The organism is Streptomyces sp. NA02950 (assembly GCF_013364155.1).
Taxonomy (GTDB): Bacteria; Actinomycetota; Actinomycetes; order Streptomycetales; family Streptomycetaceae; genus Streptomyces.
Window position 1 is genome coordinate 7703577 of sequence record NZ_CP054916.1, and the last position, 14205, is coordinate 7717781.

At 69.6% G+C, this 14205-nt stretch carries 12 protein-coding genes and 4 pseudogenes; 7 read left to right on the forward strand and 9 right to left on the reverse strand.

Annotated elements, in window-relative coordinates; translation table 11 throughout:
- Nucleotides 1–121 precede the first annotated feature (121 nt).
- Nucleotides 122–1084, reverse strand: coding sequence for a helix-turn-helix transcriptional regulator (locus HUT19_RS33575; RefSeq protein WP_176187610.1), 963 nt, complete (start codon nucleotides 1082–1084; stop codon nucleotides 122–124).
- 794 nt (nucleotides 1085–1878) lie between these two features.
- Here HUT19_RS33575 and HUT19_RS33580 point away from each other — a divergent pair.
- Both HUT19_RS33580 and HUT19_RS33585 read left to right on the forward strand, forming a co-directional pair.
- On the forward strand, nucleotides 1879–2280 hold the full coding sequence (locus tag HUT19_RS33580) for a nuclear transport factor 2 family protein (protein ID WP_176184039.1): 402 nt from the start codon (nucleotides 1879–1881) through the stop codon (nucleotides 2278–2280).
- On the forward strand, nucleotides 2280–2531 hold the full coding sequence (locus HUT19_RS33585; RefSeq protein WP_176184040.1) for a hypothetical protein: 252 nt from the start codon (nucleotides 2280–2282) through the stop codon (nucleotides 2529–2531). Before HUT19_RS33580 ends, HUT19_RS33585 begins: the two co-directional genes overlap by 1 nt.
- Before the next feature lie 110 nt (nucleotides 2532–2641).
- Here HUT19_RS33585 and HUT19_RS33590 read toward each other — a convergent pair.
- The 5 genes and pseudogenes from HUT19_RS33590 to HUT19_RS33610 all read right to left on the reverse strand — a co-directional run.
- A pseudogene (locus tag HUT19_RS33590) lies at nucleotides 2642–3294 on the reverse strand (integrase core domain-containing protein); the annotation flags it as partial.
- Between the two features lie 9 nt (nucleotides 3295–3303).
- Nucleotides 3304–4080, reverse strand: coding sequence for an enoyl-CoA hydratase/isomerase family protein (locus tag HUT19_RS33595; RefSeq protein ID WP_176184041.1), 777 nt, complete (start codon nucleotides 4078–4080; stop codon nucleotides 3304–3306).
- Nucleotides 4077–5306, reverse strand: a complete 1230-nt coding sequence (locus HUT19_RS33600; RefSeq protein WP_176184042.1) for a CaiB/BaiF CoA-transferase family protein — start codon at nucleotides 5304–5306, stop codon at nucleotides 4077–4079. Before HUT19_RS33600 ends, HUT19_RS33595 begins: the two co-directional genes overlap by 4 nt.
- A 197-nt stretch (nucleotides 5307–5503) precedes the next feature.
- On the reverse strand, nucleotides 5504–6826 hold the full coding sequence (locus HUT19_RS33605; protein ID WP_176184043.1) for an MFS transporter: 1323 nt from the start codon (nucleotides 6824–6826) through the stop codon (nucleotides 5504–5506).
- Nucleotides 6827–6897: 71 nt separating this feature from the next.
- Nucleotides 6898–8328 (reverse strand): M20 family metallopeptidase, encoded by a 1431-nt coding sequence (locus HUT19_RS33610; protein ID WP_217712307.1) that lies wholly within the window; start codon nucleotides 8326–8328, stop codon nucleotides 6898–6900.
- A 172-nt stretch (nucleotides 8329–8500) separates the two neighbouring features.
- Here HUT19_RS33610 and HUT19_RS33615 point away from each other — a divergent pair, with 172 nt between their 5' ends.
- The 5 genes and pseudogenes from HUT19_RS33615 to HUT19_RS43460 all read left to right on the forward strand — a co-directional run.
- Nucleotides 8501–9415: a LysR family transcriptional regulator gene (locus HUT19_RS33615; RefSeq protein WP_176184045.1), complete on the forward strand. Its 915-nt coding sequence runs from the start codon at nucleotides 8501–8503 to the stop codon at nucleotides 9413–9415.
- Nucleotides 9416–9733: 318 nt separating this feature from the next.
- The gene (locus HUT19_RS43450) at nucleotides 9734–10081 is read left to right on the forward strand and encodes a hypothetical protein (protein WP_254886303.1); all 348 of its coding nucleotides are present in this window, start codon (nucleotides 9734–9736) and stop codon (nucleotides 10079–10081) included.
- Nucleotides 10032–10319: a transposase gene (locus HUT19_RS43455; RefSeq protein ID WP_254886263.1), complete on the forward strand. Its 288-nt coding sequence runs from the start codon at nucleotides 10032–10034 to the stop codon at nucleotides 10317–10319. Before HUT19_RS43450 ends, HUT19_RS43455 begins: the two co-directional genes overlap by 50 nt.
- Nucleotides 10320–10562: 243 nt before the next feature.
- Nucleotides 10563–10904 (forward strand): annotated as a pseudogene (locus tag HUT19_RS33625) (aminoglycoside phosphotransferase family protein); the annotation flags it as partial.
- Nucleotides 10900–11142, forward strand: a pseudogene (locus tag HUT19_RS43460) (hypothetical protein); the annotation flags it as partial. The pseudogenes HUT19_RS33625 and HUT19_RS43460, both read left to right, overlap by 5 nt.
- A 65-nt stretch (nucleotides 11143–11207) precedes the next feature.
- On the opposite strand, the pseudogene HUT19_RS33630 reads toward HUT19_RS43460, so the two are convergent.
- The 3 genes and pseudogenes from HUT19_RS33630 to HUT19_RS33640 form a co-directional block, all read right to left on the reverse strand.
- A pseudogene (locus HUT19_RS33630) lies at nucleotides 11208–11617 on the reverse strand (GTP-binding protein); the annotation flags it as partial.
- A 56-nt stretch (nucleotides 11618–11673) separates the two neighbouring features.
- A complete protein-coding gene (locus tag HUT19_RS33635; protein WP_254886264.1) occupies nucleotides 11674–13245 on the reverse strand; it encodes an ABC transporter ATP-binding protein in 1572 nt (523 codons plus the stop codon).
- Between the two features lie 56 nt (nucleotides 13246–13301).
- Nucleotides 13302–14177 carry an ABC transporter permease gene (locus HUT19_RS33640; RefSeq protein ID WP_254885919.1) on the reverse strand — a complete coding sequence of 292 codons (876 nt, stop codon included), beginning with the start codon at nucleotides 14175–14177 and terminating at the stop codon, nucleotides 13302–13304.
- Nucleotides 14178–14205: the final 28 nt, after the last annotated feature.

The following is a 14205-nucleotide window of genomic DNA, read 5'->3' on the forward strand; positions in this document are numbered from 1 at the left end:
GGTCGGGCATTGGCGTCCGTGTGGCTCAGACGCCGTACATCGGCCGCCCGGTTACACCCGGATGGACTGGGGCCCAGGAGCGAGCAGCGATGCGCCTCGCCGGCCGGCAGCCTGGCGCGGTTCAGCCCCCATGCCCGCACGTGGCCGCAGGAGCACACATCTCACATGGGGCGAAAGACGCGGGGTAATGAACGAGGGCTAACGCCCCCTCACACGCCAAAGCCTTCTGCGTTGTGGGAGGTTCGCTCCTGGAACACGAGGTGCTGACCGCGGAGAGCAGTTCGAGGTGGGTGGCGCTTTGGGTGCCGGGTGGAGCAGTGAACCACTGCAGGCGATGACCTCCGTCCTCGCTGAACAGGCTGTGGTACTCCACTGCGATGATGCCCAGCGTGGGATGGACGAGCCGTTGATGGTCCGCCCGGCGCAACGCCACGTCGCGGGTGTCCCACAGAGCGGCGAATTCCTGGCTGCGCTGCCGCAGTTCGCCGATCATCCGGGCCACCTGTGCATCACGGCCGCGGCGGGCGGCGACCGCCTGGAGATCGGCCACGTATCCCCGCGAGTGGTGCTGGTGGTCTTCCTCCGGATAGAGCAATCGGCCCTCGGGGTCGGTGAACCAGCGGTAGAGCAAGCTGGACGTGAAACCATGTCCTGCCGAGTGCTGGCCGAGCAGTGCGATGGCCAGGTCGTTCTGCGTGATCGGCTCATACAGGTCGGTGACGATCTGGGCCGGGGTGGTGGCGAGCCGCTCCAGCAGGCACAGCAGGGCGGACTGAGCCTGTGCGGTAGAACCGTGCACGCTCGGCGGGACGGGTCGGGCCGCGAGGCGGAACAAATGGTCCCGTTCGTCGCCGTTCAGGCGCAGAGCTCGGGCGAGGGCGGCCACGACCTGAGTGGAGGGCTGGGCGCCGCTTCCGCGTTCCAGTTCGATGTAGTAGTCCGCCGACAGGGAAGCCAGCTGAGCGACCTCTTCACGGCGCAGGCCGGGCACGCGGCGTCTGGTGGTTGTGACCAGGCCGATGTCGGCCGGGCGGATCCGGTCGCGCCGGGACTTCAGGAATGCGGCGAGTTCGGCAGGTTTCACGTTTCCCATCGCGATCTTGATGAGTGTGCGGTTTCCCTGCGTCAGTGACTCGTCTTCTGGGCAGGGTCGGGCAGGTATACGGCCCGCGGGGGACGCCTCGCGGACGGTGAGCAGCCCGTCGTCATCGTCGGTGGTGCGGGCGCATCGAGTCATCGGGTGAATGACCTATTCCACTGGCTGTGACCTCCGGCCCTCCCGATGCCCCAGAGCCAGGGAGTGTCCCAGTTCGGATTCTGATCCCGGTGCGGGGCGGAGAATGCGCAGCCAGATGACCGCACCGCGTCAGTGGAGCCCGGCGACGTAGTGCTCGGGGGTCTTCGTAGTGCGACGCGGCGAACGGTTCCGTCCCGGTGCGTCGGGGCCTGAGCAGCCACCTCCCCCGCCCGGACCAGGGGCCGGGGGCCGTCGGCGCCGGCTGGGAGACAACGGCGGGCCGGGTGGCGAGTTGGCCGGTCGCGCCGCGACTGACGAAACGTCGGCGAGTGGTGCGCAGTCCAGCCGGGGGTGCACGCCGGCCGGCGATCGCCTTGGTGTACCGCGACGTCTCTGAACCCCGAAGCTGGGCGAACTCAGGATTGGGCGTGCGCAGCAGGCGACCATCCTGGTGGCTGTGAGTCTTCACGGCGCGGGCCCGAAACAGGGCGACGCGAACCCAGGACGGCCTTTGACCGGAGTACTGGGAGCAGGGTCATCGAGGGCCCTGACTGCCGCAGGGCATAGGTCGATCGGCCGATGTGGGTAGGGCGCGGCCGTGGCGAGCATGGTGTGGCGAAACCGGAAGAAAGGTAGCTGTCATGAGTCAGCAGGAGTCGAAGAACCAGTCCCTGGTGGCAGGGCTGTACGCGGATCTGGAGCGCGGGGACGTGGAGGGGGTCATCAAGACGCTGAGCCACGACGTGTCCTGGGTGGTTGCGCCAGGATTGCCGTACGGCGGGACCTACACCGGGCACGAGGCGGTAGGCGGTATCTTCTCCACATACGGGGATGTGTGGGAGGACCTCGCCGTCATACCGGACAAGATCGTCTCTGCCGGGGACCACGTGATTGCGCTGGGGCACTACGAGGCCCGGGGCCACGCGACCGGCAAGGAGATGAGGGCGCGTTTCGCGCACGTGTGGCGTTTGGAGGACGGCGTGCCCGTCTCGTTCGAGACGATCGCGGACACGCACACCATGGTCGCCGCGATGATGTCGTGATGCTGGGCTTCACGGCGCTGTCCACAGCGGTCGCCGCGGCGATCCGCCTCGGCTGGTGGGAGATGACCTGGACCAATATCGTCCAACTGCTGATCTTCGGCATCGTCGCCGGGGGAATGGCCGGTCACTCGATCATGATGCTCGCGACCCGTGGCCGGCTTGACGCCGAGAAGCCACAGCGGGCACGCGGCGTCGCCATCGGGGTCGCCCTCATCGGAGGTGCCGTCTCCCCGGGATGGGTTCTGACCTGATTCCGCGCCGCAGAGACATACATCCGCGAGGTAACCGTCACATCCCTCGCGGGTGTTCCTGCGGATACAGACCCGTACAAGTGCGGGTGCTGATAAAACATCCACACAGCTCATGCGCCGTGCTGGTACTGGTGGAGGGTTCCGCCGAGTCGATCTCGTCGGTCGATTTCCATGTGGGTGAGTTGGGCTTGTTGGGTGATGGGTGCGGGTAGTGGGCGGCAGGTGCGGGCTTGCCCGAGTGCCCTGTGCGGGCGGTGTTCGTTGTAGAAGCCCTCGTACTCGCGCAGGGCGTGCAGGAGGTGGCTCTGGTTCCTGATCAAGGTCCGGTTCAGCATGTCCGCGCGGCAGGTCTGTATCCAGCGCTCCATGAGCGAGTTCATCCGCGGTACTCGAATGCCGGTGGTGACACCTTCATGCCGGCATCGGTCATCAGGGTGTCGAAGGCGGCTGTGAACGTCGAATTGCGGTCGCGGATCGAGAACTTGGTCTTGCTGCCTGCGTCCTCAAGGTCCTTCAGGAGGTTGCGACCGGGCTGCACGATCCACTCCGCGGTGGGGTGTGCGGTGGCGCCGAGGATCCGGATGTGCCTGGTGGTGTGCTCAATGACGGCGAAGACGTACAGGCGCGCCCCGGTCAGCGTGCGGACTTCAGCGATCTTGATTGCAAGGACTGCGAGTTCGCCGTGGATCCGGCGATACCCCCAGGAGGCGTTCTCCCGGGCCAAGCGCAGGACCAGGGTGCGGATCGAGCGGATGGTGCGTGGCGCCCGGGATCAGCCCAGGAACGTCGCGATCCCGAGGCGGAAGTCGTCCAGGGAGACCGCCGCCTGGTGGGTGTAGCGGGTCGCTTCCCTCACTGGTGCGAGGGCCGCGGACACGGCACGTTTCGCGGCGCGCACCGCAGCCGGTGGATGTTCGGCGATGTGGGTCACGGTGCGCTCGGTGTGTGTGGGCAGCACGTGGCCGGGCAGGTGTCGGTCGGCAAGGTGCGCCGCTACTGCGGCGGGCCCGTCGAGCAGCCGGCCGGTGTAGAGCAGTTCGCGGGTGAGCGACGGTCCGGCCAAGGCGGCCATGCGGGCCGCGAAGGAGGGGCTGGCCATGATGCCCAGGCGGGCGATGGGCATGCCGATGCGCGCCGAGTCAGCCATGAACCGCAGGTCGCAGGCGAGCGCGAGCTGGCAGCCGGCCCCGGCGGCGACCCCGTGGATCTCGGCCACGACCGGCACCGGGCACTCCTCGACCGCGCGGAAGGCCGCTTCCATGCGGGCGAAGGAGTCCTCGATCGCATCCGGTTCGGCGTCCGTCCACTCGGTCATGTCCGACCCGGCGCAGAACGTCCCGGCTCGTCCACGGATGACGATGGCCCGCATGGCGTCGGTGCCGCCGAGTTCGCGGATGCGATGCTCCACCTGGGTCCAGCCCGGCCCGGTCAGGGCGTTGCGCTTGGTCCCGCTGCCGATGGTGACCACGGCGACCGGTCCATCGGCGCGTGTGTGGACCAACGGGGTGGTGTGGTCCTGCGGAGTGGCGTGCTGGAGTTCGGCAGTCATCGGGCCGCCCCCCGGGCGCGTATGCCGGCGATCCGGACATCGTCAACACCCATCGCGGTCAGGATGTCGTCGGTGTGCTCGCCGTGCAGGGGCGGGGCGGTGCGGACTTGGTGCGAGCCGGCGGAGAGTTTGACGGGTGAGGCGACGGTGTGGACGGTGCCTGCGGTGGCGTGCTCGATCTCGGTGATCATTCCTCGGGCGACGACCTGAGGGTGTGTGAGCGCCTGGTCCACCGTGTTGATGCGGCCGACAGGCACGCCCGCTTTCGACAGCACCTGGCTCCACTCCGCGGCCGTGCGCTCGGCCAGCATCTTCTCGATGAGGGGCAGGAGGTCGTCGCGGTGGCGTACGCGCTCGGAGTTGGTGGCGAAGCGCGGGTCGTCCGTCAGGGAGCCGAGGCCGACCGCGGCGGTGAAGCGGCGCCACAGTCTGTCGTTGCCGACCGCGATCATGATGTGTCCCTCGGCAGTGGGGAATGCCTGGTACGGGACGATCGTCGGGTGGGCCGAGCCGTAGCGGTCCGGGACCCGGCCGGTGGCGAAGTAGCCGGAGGAGATGTAGGTGAGCCAGGCGATCTGGCCGTCCAGCAGTGAGACATCCACCCACTGCCCGTGGCCGGTGCGCTTCCGCTCATGCAGCGCCGCGAGTATGCCAATCGTGGTCCACATCCCGGCGGCCAGGTCCGCGCCGGAAACGCCGAACCGTACGGGCGGCCCGTCCGTCTCGCCGGTCACGCTCATCATCCCGGACAGCGCCTGGGCGATCGCGTCATAACCGGGCTCCTCCCGAAACGGGCCGGTCTGGCCGTAACCGCTGATCGAGGCGTAGACGACACCAGGGTTGGCGGCAGCGATCTCCTCGTAGCCGAGGCCGAGCCGGGCCGCAGTGCCCGGCCGGAAGTTCTCCACGACCACGTCGGCGCCGTAGGCGAGGCGCTGCACCAGCTCCCGGCACTCCGGGTCCTTGAGGTCGACCGCGAGGCTGCGCTTGTTGCGGTTGACACTGAGGAAGTACGCGGTCTGATCCTCCTGGTACGGAGGGCCCCATGCTCGCGTGTCGTCCCCGCCCCGGTGATCCTCGACCTTGATCACATCTGCACCGAGATCGGCCAGGGTCATGGTGCTGAACGGTCCGGACAAGATCCTCGACAGATCGAGCACACAGAGCCCGGACAGGGCGCCATCGTGCTCCAGCCAGGGCGAAGGCTGTGTTGTTGAAGCATCCATAGGGGCGGTCTCCCAAGAAGGAACGGAGGGAAGAGTGGAAAGGGCCAGTCCGGAGTGGTGCCGTCGGTACGGCGAGCAGGGGCTTGTGCTCAGGGCCCGTCGTGGTGATCACGGTGGTGATCCCTCGGGTGGTGGAGAGGTGTGCCCGCCGCACGAGGATCGCGGGGGTGGGCCTACCGGACAGCCGGGTGCGAGTCTCAGCGGATGCCGCGGATCCGGTACCCGCCCGCCAGCGCGGTGATGCTCAGGATGGAGACGGCCAGCAGGTAGTAGCTCGGCGCGATCTGCTGGCCGGTCGCCGTGACCAGCGCCGCGGCGATCGTGGGGGTGAAGCCACCGAAGAGGGCGACGGTCGTGTTGTAGCTGAACGCCAGCCCGGTCGCGCGGGCTTCCACCGGGAAGGCGTCGGACATCACCGACGGCAGTGCACCGAAGTACGCCGCCTTCAGCAGTCCGAGGACCGTCATGCACAGCGCGAGGGCCAGGAAGGATGGCGCCCTTGTGAGCCAGATGAACAGCGGGACGGCGCTCAGGCCGATCAGCGCCGCGGCGGGGACCATGATCCTCAACCGGCCGAAGCGGTCGGCGAGCAGACCCACGACCGGGGTCCCGAAGGTGAGGATGACGCCGGTGATGAGCAGGGCGGTGAAGGACAGTGAGTCGTCGAGGCCAAGCTCCTTGATCGCGAAGGTGGGCATGTACTGAAGGGCGTAGTTGAGTGCGGTGGAGACCATCAGCGTTCCGCCGGCGATCAGCAGACCGCCCCAGTGGTGGCGGAAGACGGAGCGGATCGGCGAGGACGTCTCCCCGCCCTCCTGTGCCGCCGGCACCTGCGCCATCGCGGGCGACTCCTCGACGTAGCGGCGTATGAGGTAGCCGACCGGGCCGACCAGGATGCCGAAGACGAAGGGCACCCGCCAGCCCCAGGCTGTCATCTGGGCGTCGGACAGCGTGGTGCTCAGGCCCGTGGCGAATGCGGCGGCCAGCAGCGTGGCGAGCCCCTGGCTGGCGAACTGGAAGCTGCCGAAGAAGCCCTTGCGCTTGTCGTTCTGCTCCACCAGGAACGAGGTGGCGGCGCCGAATTCGCCACCGGCCGCGAAGCCCTGGATCAGCCGCGCGACCACGATGCCCAGCGGCGCGAAGAACCCGAGCGTCGCGTAGCCGGGCATGAACGCCATCAGCAGGGTGCCGATGACCATCAGCCGGATCGAGACCATCAGCGCCTTCTTGCGCCCTCGCCGGTCGGCGTACGCGCCGAGCAGCAGACCACCGATCGGGCGGATCAGATAGGTCATGCCGAACACGGCGAAGGTTTGGACGATTTGGACGCCGGCGTCGTCGTTGGGGAAGAAGGTCGCGCCGATGTAGGTCGCCATCAGGGCGTACAGGGCGAGGTCGAAGAACTCAAGCGCGTTGCCGATCGTCGCCGCCGCAATGGCGCGCTTGGCGGACGCTGGTCTCTGGGGTGCGGCCGCGGACGTCTTTGGCTGCTGTGTGGGTTGAGGTGAGATTCCGGTCATCGCGGGTCCTTCAGGCAGGCGCTCGGCGAGCATCGTCCAGGCCGGGCGGGGGACGGGGAGCGGAGATTGGGCTAGGGGCGGGCGCAGAGCGAGTGCTCGGCTTCGGCGGGGGCGGGGAAGGGCCGGCCGGCGGAGGGGTGGCCGAGGGCGTGGAAGAGCGCCGTGGCCAGCACCATGCCCTCGCGTGCGATCGTGCCGAGCAGGTGCTCGTCGGGTGCGTGCTGGAGACAGCCGGGGTATGAGTGCGGCAGCCACAGGGTGGGCAGGCCGAGGATGTCGGTGAAGACGTGGTTGGGCAGCGAGCCGCCGATGTTGGGCAGGACGGCGACGGCTTTGTCGGTGACCTGCTCCAGCGTCGTCTTGGCCCAGCTCACCCATGGGTCGTCGAGCGGCGTACGGCTGGCGGGGAAGCTGCCGTGGACGGTCACGTCGACCATCGGGTAGCCGTGGGCGGTGAGGTGCTCGGCGACGACCTCCGGTATCCGGCTCACGTCGGTTCCCGCGACGTACCGCAGCTGCAGGACGGCACGGGCCCGGCCGGGGATCGCGTTGACCGGGTGGTCGATGTCGGCTGAGCCGAGCGACAGGACCTCAAGGGTGTTCCGGCCGTAGAGCCGCTCGGCGGCACTCAGGCCGGGCTCCCCCCACCCTTCGTCGGGAGCGGGGTCGCCGGGACCACCCGCGACCGCGACTCCGGCCAGCGCCTCGCGCACCGGGTCCGGGAGCTCAGGCGGCAGCAGTGCGGGGACCTGGATGCGGCCGTGGCCGTCGACCAGGGCCGCGATGGCACCGGCCAGGGTGGTGGCGGGGTTGCGGAGGATGCCGCCCCAGTTGCCGGAGTGGTACGCGTCGGTGCGCAGGTCGACATCCAGCAGGAGCCTGACGCCGCCGCGCGCCCCTAGAAACAGCGTCGGCGTCCTCGCGTCCAGACGCGGCCCGTCCGAGGCGATCAGAACATCGGCCCGCAGCTGTTCACGGTGGGCTTCGGCGAAGGTGGCCAGCCCCGGCGAGCCGATCTCCTCACCGGACTCGAACAGGAACCTCAGATTGAAGCCGAGCGACCCCTGCTCGGCCAACAGCAGCCGCAGCGCCGCCAGGTTGACCAGGTGCTGCCCCTTGTTGTCGGCCGCCCCACGGCCGTACCACCGGTCACCGTTGGCGGTCAGGGTCCACGGATCGCGGCCCTCGCTCCACCGGCCCGCGTGGCCGTCCACCACGTCCGCGTGGCCGTAGCACAGCAGCGTCGGCAGCTCGGGGGACTCGAGGCGGGTGCCCACGAGGAACGGGGGTCCGGAGGAGTCCGGGTTGGCGTACTCGGCTACCGAACATCCAAGGTCGGTCAGCGCGGGAACGAGAACCTCATCAAGGTATGCCCTAACAGCAATGCGACCGTGGGGCCGGGAACTCTCCGTCCGATGGGCCACCATGGCGCTCAAGTCGGCGAAGAAGGCACCGGAGTGGACGTACTCCTGGGCCCGCTGGACCAATTTTTCAGGGATCACAGGGATTGCTCCTGGAAGTGGCGCAGGTAACGGGGCACGGAACGTGCGTGTTGACTCAGCAGCGTACGGGCGTATCCCCGGGCCTGACCATTGCCGTTTATGCTGTCCCAGCATTCACATATCGGCAAACCGGCGTACGCCTCAGGCTGCGCCCCCGTCCCAAGGAGACCCGATGCAGCTCATGCCGGTGAGCCTGGTGTACTTCCTCGAAGTCGCCCGGACGGGGGCGGTGAGCGAGGCTGCCACGAAACTGCAGGTCGCCCCCTCGGCGATCAGCAGGCAGATCGCCAAGCTCGAGTCCGGGGTCAAAGTCCCCCTGTTCGTCCGCCACCCGCGCGGAATGACCCTGACCGACGCCGGATCGCGCCTGCTGGCCCATGTCCGGCGCAGCGAGGCCGAGTCCTCCGCGCTCGTCACCGACCTGCGCACCGGCAACGGCGCCGACGTCCGCAACGTCACCGTGGCCTGCTCGCAAGGTTTCGCCCGCCGCCTTGTCCCGCAGGCGATGGCGGCCTTCCGGCTCGACCACCCGGACGTGATCTTCCGCCTCGACCCCGTACCCCCACAGGAGGCGACCCGCCGGGTGGCCGACGGGATCGCTGACATTGCTGTCACCTACGCGATGGGCGCACGGAACGACGTACGGGTGGAGTGCGCGGTCGTGGTACCGATGGCCGCCATCGTCCCACCCGGACACGAACTCGCCGACCGTGAGCGGGTCGGCCTGGCCGAGCTGTGCACGTACCCCCTCGCTCTTCCCCCGACCGGAACCACCCAGCGCGACCTGTTCGACACCGGCGTACAGATGGAGGGTCTGACCGTCCGTCCGGCGCTGGTCTGCGACGCGGTGGTCTCAAAGTATGAGTTCGTCCGCTCCGGCGGCGGCATCGCACTCGTCGGCGACCTGGGCGACATGCACCCGGACCCCTCGGCCGAAGGCGTCGTCTACGTACGGCTCGACCATCCGGTCTTCCGCCGGCGCGAGGCGCAGGTGCAGACCATGCTGGGTCGACGGCTCCCCTGGGCAGCGACACAGTTCACCGGGCTGCTGGTGTCGCTGCTGCATCCGTCGCCACCGCACGGCTAAGCGGAAAACCGGACGGTCTGGCCTGGCACGGCCGTCTGGTGCGCCGGAAGTGGCACCGGACGGCAGTCGGACCCGGCCGACCACCGCTGGTGGAAGAGGCCGTCGCGCTCATCCAGCGCCTGGCGCGAGAGAACCCGACCTGGGGTTACGTCAGAATCCAGGGTGAACTTCGACGGCTCGGCCATCGGGTCGCCGCCGCCACGGTCCGGCGCGTTCTGTGCCGATCCGACCCGCCACCCGCACCACAGCGCGCCTCCCAGCAGACAGTGGCGTACCTTCCTCCGTGCACAGGCCCACACGCTGCTCGCTTGCGATTTGATGCACGTGGAGACCGTCTTCCTCAGACGTCTCTATGTCTTCTTCGTCATGGAGATCAAGACCCGGCGCGTTCACGTCCTGGGCGTCACCACCTACCCGACCGGCGCATGGGTCGCCCGACTGGCTCGCAACCTGCTCATGGACCTCGAGGAGAGGGCTGGGTGCTTCCGGTTCCTCATCCGGGACGGGGACAGCAAGTTCACCGCCGCGTTCGACGCCGTCTCCGCCGGCAACGGCACAGCCGTTCATCCCGGCTCGGCCGCACAGTCCCCGGTCCAACCCGTTCCCCCCACGATGGATACGTACAGCCCGCGGCGAGTGCACCGACGGACTCCTGATCACTGGTGAACGACACCTGCGTACGGTCCTCGACCAGTACGCAGAGCACTACAACACGGGACGGGCCCACCGCAGCCTTGGCCTACGAGCCCCCGACGATGCCCCGAACGTCATCCCCCTGCCCGCTGCCGCGGTCAGGCGTCGCCGAGTACTTGGCGGACTGCTCGACGAGTACCACACCACGTCTCCCCGGCTGCCTCACCATCCACAGGAAAGGCCCAGCTCGGCAGCCTCAATGGAATATTGACAGCTTCACAAGACCTGGTCATCAGGCGGCCGCTCCGGCGGACGCATCTCCATCGCCGCCCTGATCTGCTACATACCCGGCTACCGATCCCGGCTGCGCTGCCGCCCCCATCGGGACTTTCCACGCTGTGGCCACGGCTCGATGCGAGTGCCTGAACGGTGCCTGCGGCGCGAGAGCAGCAAAGCAGCGTTGCCATGGTCTCCAGCGAAACGCTTTTGCCGGTGCCGGCGTCCGGATGATGGGATGGCACGGGTGACCAACCATGATGAGGCGGCGGCTGTCCGACCGTTGACCCTGGCTTGGGTGAGCCGTCACCTGGAGGTCGGGGAACGGATCGTCAGAGCCGAGGCGCTGTATGGCGGGATCACTGCCGAAGTGCGGAGGCTGACCATCGGCGCGCGCGACGGAAGCACCCGTGACCTGGTGCTGCGGAGCTTCGTCGACCCGTTCTATGTGGAGCGCGCCGAGGACTGGCTGAACAGGGAGGCTGACGCCCTGGCCCTGCTCGCGGGGACCGGCGTGCCGGCTCCTGGACTGGTCGCGGTTGATCCGACCGCCGCGCATTGCGAACATCCGTCGCTCCTGGCTCGGCTGGTCCTGGGCAGACCCGATCGCCGCCCTGGTCATCGCCGCCGTCGCCGTCAAGGAAGGCCGGGACGCCTGGCATGGCAAGGGCTGCTGCGCTCCCACCATCGGCCACGCACCCGCCGCGTCCGACGGCGACGCGTGCGGATGCGCCAACGGCGCGACTGCCGCTGACCGCTCCCGCTGGTTGCGGCCTACGGCCGACAGGACGACATGCCACCCACTCCGCAACGTGTGATAGCAGGGGTTACCAACAGCGAGGAAGGGGTCGTCCAAGGCCGACCGGCCCGGGGGTCCTTCCGCCTGCTCGTCGTCGGTGAGCAGACATGCGGACAGGGCGTCGTGGAGGGTGGCGGGGCGCAGGCCGGTGCCGATGACAACGGGTTCCTGTGCGTGGCGCGTGCCATCCCCGGCCTTGCTCCGGCCGTCGTGTGGGCTCGAAGCGGGCGACGGCGCCTGCCTGGGACCACAGGCCGGCCACCCAGGGGCCGGGGAGCCAGGTGGAAGAAGCCCTTGGAGCGCAGGACGTTCCCGTAGGCGCCGCTGTCCATGGCTGTGGCGATGAACTTCCATGGTCGGGCGGGGTGGAAGGGGCGGGTGGCCCGCTCCGGAGCGACCAGGTCGAGCTTGTTGAGGACTATGACGTCGGCGAACTCGACCTGGTCCATGAGGAGATCACTGACGGTGTGCTCGTCGTCCTCGTACTGTCAGTCGAACCGCCCTTCGCCCAGATTCCCGCGCACCCATGTCCCCGGCGGCGTGCACCCGTTCACCGCCCCGTTCCCACCCCCAGGCGTGCCGTGGTCTCCATGAGGGAGACGGTGAAGGGATGCTCCGGTGTGGTCAGTACGCGTGGGGCCGCCCCCTGCTCGACAAGCTCTCCGGAGTCGAGGACCGCTATGCGGTGGGCGAGGGCCGCGATGTCCAGATCATGGGTGATGAGGACCAGCGAAAGGTCGTCGCGTTCACGCAGCAACCGGGCGAGGAGTTCCAGGAGGCTGCGGCGGTTGATGGTGTCGAGGCCGGAGGTGACCTCGTCGCAGATGAGGAGGCGAGGCCGGGCGAGCAGGGCGCGGGCGAGAGCGGCGCGCTGGAGTTCGCCGCCGGAGAGCTGACCGGGGCGCCTGTCGCCCAGTTCCTCCGGTAGGCCGAGGCGGGTCAGGGTGGTCAGGGCCTCCTGCCGTGCCGTGTTCTTGTCGGTCCCGCGCAGGCGTATCGCGGTGCGGGCGACCTGGTGCAGGACGGGACGGTGCTCATCGAAGGCGGCGCGCGAGTCCTGGAAGATGTACTGCACGGCCGCCAGTTGTGCGCGGTCGCGGGTGCGCAATGTGCGGGGCAGGGTGGCGCCGTCCAGGGTGATCTCCCCTTGGTGGTCCCGGTGGAGTCCGGCCAGGCAACGGGCGAGCGTGGTCTTGCCACTGCCCGAGCGGCCGACGACGGCCAGGCATGTGCCGGGGTACAGGGTGAGTTCGGGGACACGCAGCACCGTGGTCGGGCGGCCGCGGGTGCCTCCCTCGCGGTGGCGGGCGGTGAGGTCGTGTATCCGCAGGACCGGCTCCGGCTCCCCGGGGCCGGCTGGTGGGCTGGGGGGTGTGAACTCCGCGTGCGCGGTGAGCAGTTCGCGGGTCCACGGATGACGGGGTGTGCTCCACAGTCGTTCGGCGGGGCCCGATTCCACGATCCTTCCGGCGCGCATGACCAGGACGTCGTCGGCGAGGGCGCGCACCACGTTCAGGTCGTGGCTGAGCAGCACGACGGCGATGCCTCGTTCGGCGACGGCCGTCAGTTGGTCGACGATGCGGCTCTTGGTCAGGGCGTCCTGGCCGGTGGTTGGTTCGTCGGCGACAATGACGCGGGCGCCGAGCAGGAGCGCCTGGGCGAGGACGACGCGCTGCTGCTGGCCGCCGGAGAGCTGATGCGGGTAGCGCCGCAGCAGGGCCTCGCCGTCGGGGAGCTGGGCATCCGCCAGGGCGCGGAGGACATGTTCGTGGGCCGCTGCCCGGCGTCGGCCGCGGGGCAGGTGGCGTGTCCGGGAGCGGGCGATGTCGGTCAGGAGGGCGGAGACGCGGCGGGCGGGGTTGAGGACGGCCGCCGGGTGCTGGGGGATGTAGCCGACCGGGCCGTCGGCGGCTACGCGGACGTCGCCGCCGATCCGCGCGCCGGGCGGGTACTCACCGAGCAGGGCCAGGCCGGTGGTGGTCTTGCCGCTGCCGGAAGCGCCCACCAGGGCGGTGACCTTGCCCGGCAGGGCCTTGAGGTTCACGCCGTCGACGATCGCCCTGCCGTCGAGCTCCACGCGAAGGCCGCGGATCTCGGCGACGGGCGCGGCGTCGGGGCCCATGGCCCAGGCGTCGGGGCCGAGGGGTACGGCGGGGTCTGTGGTGTGCTTCTCGTGGTTCACGGACGTGGCTCTCCTGCCCGGTTCCGGGTGATCCTGCTCCTCGCGCCCCGGCCGCGTGCGGGCCGTCGGCTGCCCGCGAGCGCGGCGTCGAAGAGGAGGTTGGTGCCCATCGTCAGGGCGACGATCAGTACGGCCGGGACGACCACGGCCCATGGCTGGACGAACAGACCGGTGCGGTTGCGGTCGACCATGACCGCCCAGTCGGCGGCGTCCGGCGCGACCCCGACGCCGAGGAACGCGGCCGTGGCAACCAGATAGAGCACGCCGGTCAGCCGGGTGCCGGCGTCGGCGGCCAGGGTGCGCAGGATGGAACGCCCAACGTAGCCGACGGCAATGCGCCACCAGGTCTCGCCCTGCATGCGCAGCGCCTCGACCGCCGGGCGGGCGGCGGCCTCGGCGGCGGTGGCCCGCACGATACGGACCGCGTCGGGCACGTTGACCAGCGCGACCAGCAGGGCGAGGCCGACGGCGCCGGGGGAGAACACCGAGGCGACGAGCAGGATCAGCAGCAGTGACGGCACGGCGAGCAGGACGTCCAGGGGCCGGATCAGCAGCTCCTCCAGCCAGCGGCGGTGGGTGAGCGCGCAGACCAGGCCCACCGGGAGGGCGACGAGATAGGACAGCGCGGTGGCGGCGAGCGCCGTCAGCACGACCGGACGCCCGCCGTGCAGCACCTGCCGCCACACGTCCCGCCCCACGAAGTCGGTGCCGAGCCAGTGGCCGCCCCCGAGGGTGAAGGACGCGGTCCGCGGGCCCGGGGCCCCCGCGAACACCGGCCCGAGAAGAGCGAGCACGAGGGGTACGGAGACGACGGCGACGCCGAGCGCGAAGCGGCCCGTACGCCCCTTCGCCGCACGGCCGGGCAGCGGCATCGGGCGGACACTTGCGCCCCGGGCGCGC

Coding starts and splice junctions, on each gene's coding strand:
- HUT19_RS33585 (WP_176184040.1), top strand. CDS start 2,280: ATGCTGGGCTTCACGGCGCTGTCCACAGCGGTCGCCGCGGCGATCCGC.
- HUT19_RS33615 (WP_176184045.1), top strand. CDS start 8,501: ATGCAGCTCATGCCGGTGAGCCTGGTGTACTTCCTCGAAGTCGCCCGG.
- HUT19_RS33600 (WP_176184042.1), bottom strand. CDS start 5,306: ATGGATGCTTCAACAACACAGCCTTCGCCCTGGCTGGAGCACGATGGC.
- HUT19_RS33605 (WP_176184043.1), bottom strand. CDS start 6,826: ATGACCGGAATCTCACCTCAACCCACACAGCAGCCAAAGACGTCCGCG.
- HUT19_RS33580 (WP_176184039.1), top strand. CDS start 1,879: ATGAGTCAGCAGGAGTCGAAGAACCAGTCCCTGGTGGCAGGGCTGTAC.
- HUT19_RS33595 (WP_176184041.1), bottom strand. CDS start 4,080: ATGACTGCCGAACTCCAGCACGCCACTCCGCAGGACCACACCACCCCG.
- HUT19_RS33640 (WP_254885919.1), bottom strand. CDS start 14,177: ATGCCGCTGCCCGGCCGTGCGGCGAAGGGGCGTACGGGCCGCTTCGCG.
- HUT19_RS33635 (WP_254886264.1), bottom strand. CDS start 13,245: ATGGGCCCCGACGCCGCGCCCGTCGCCGAGATCCGCGGCCTTCGCGTG.
- HUT19_RS43450 (WP_254886303.1), top strand. CDS start 9,734: ATGCACGTGGAGACCGTCTTCCTCAGACGTCTCTATGTCTTCTTCGTC.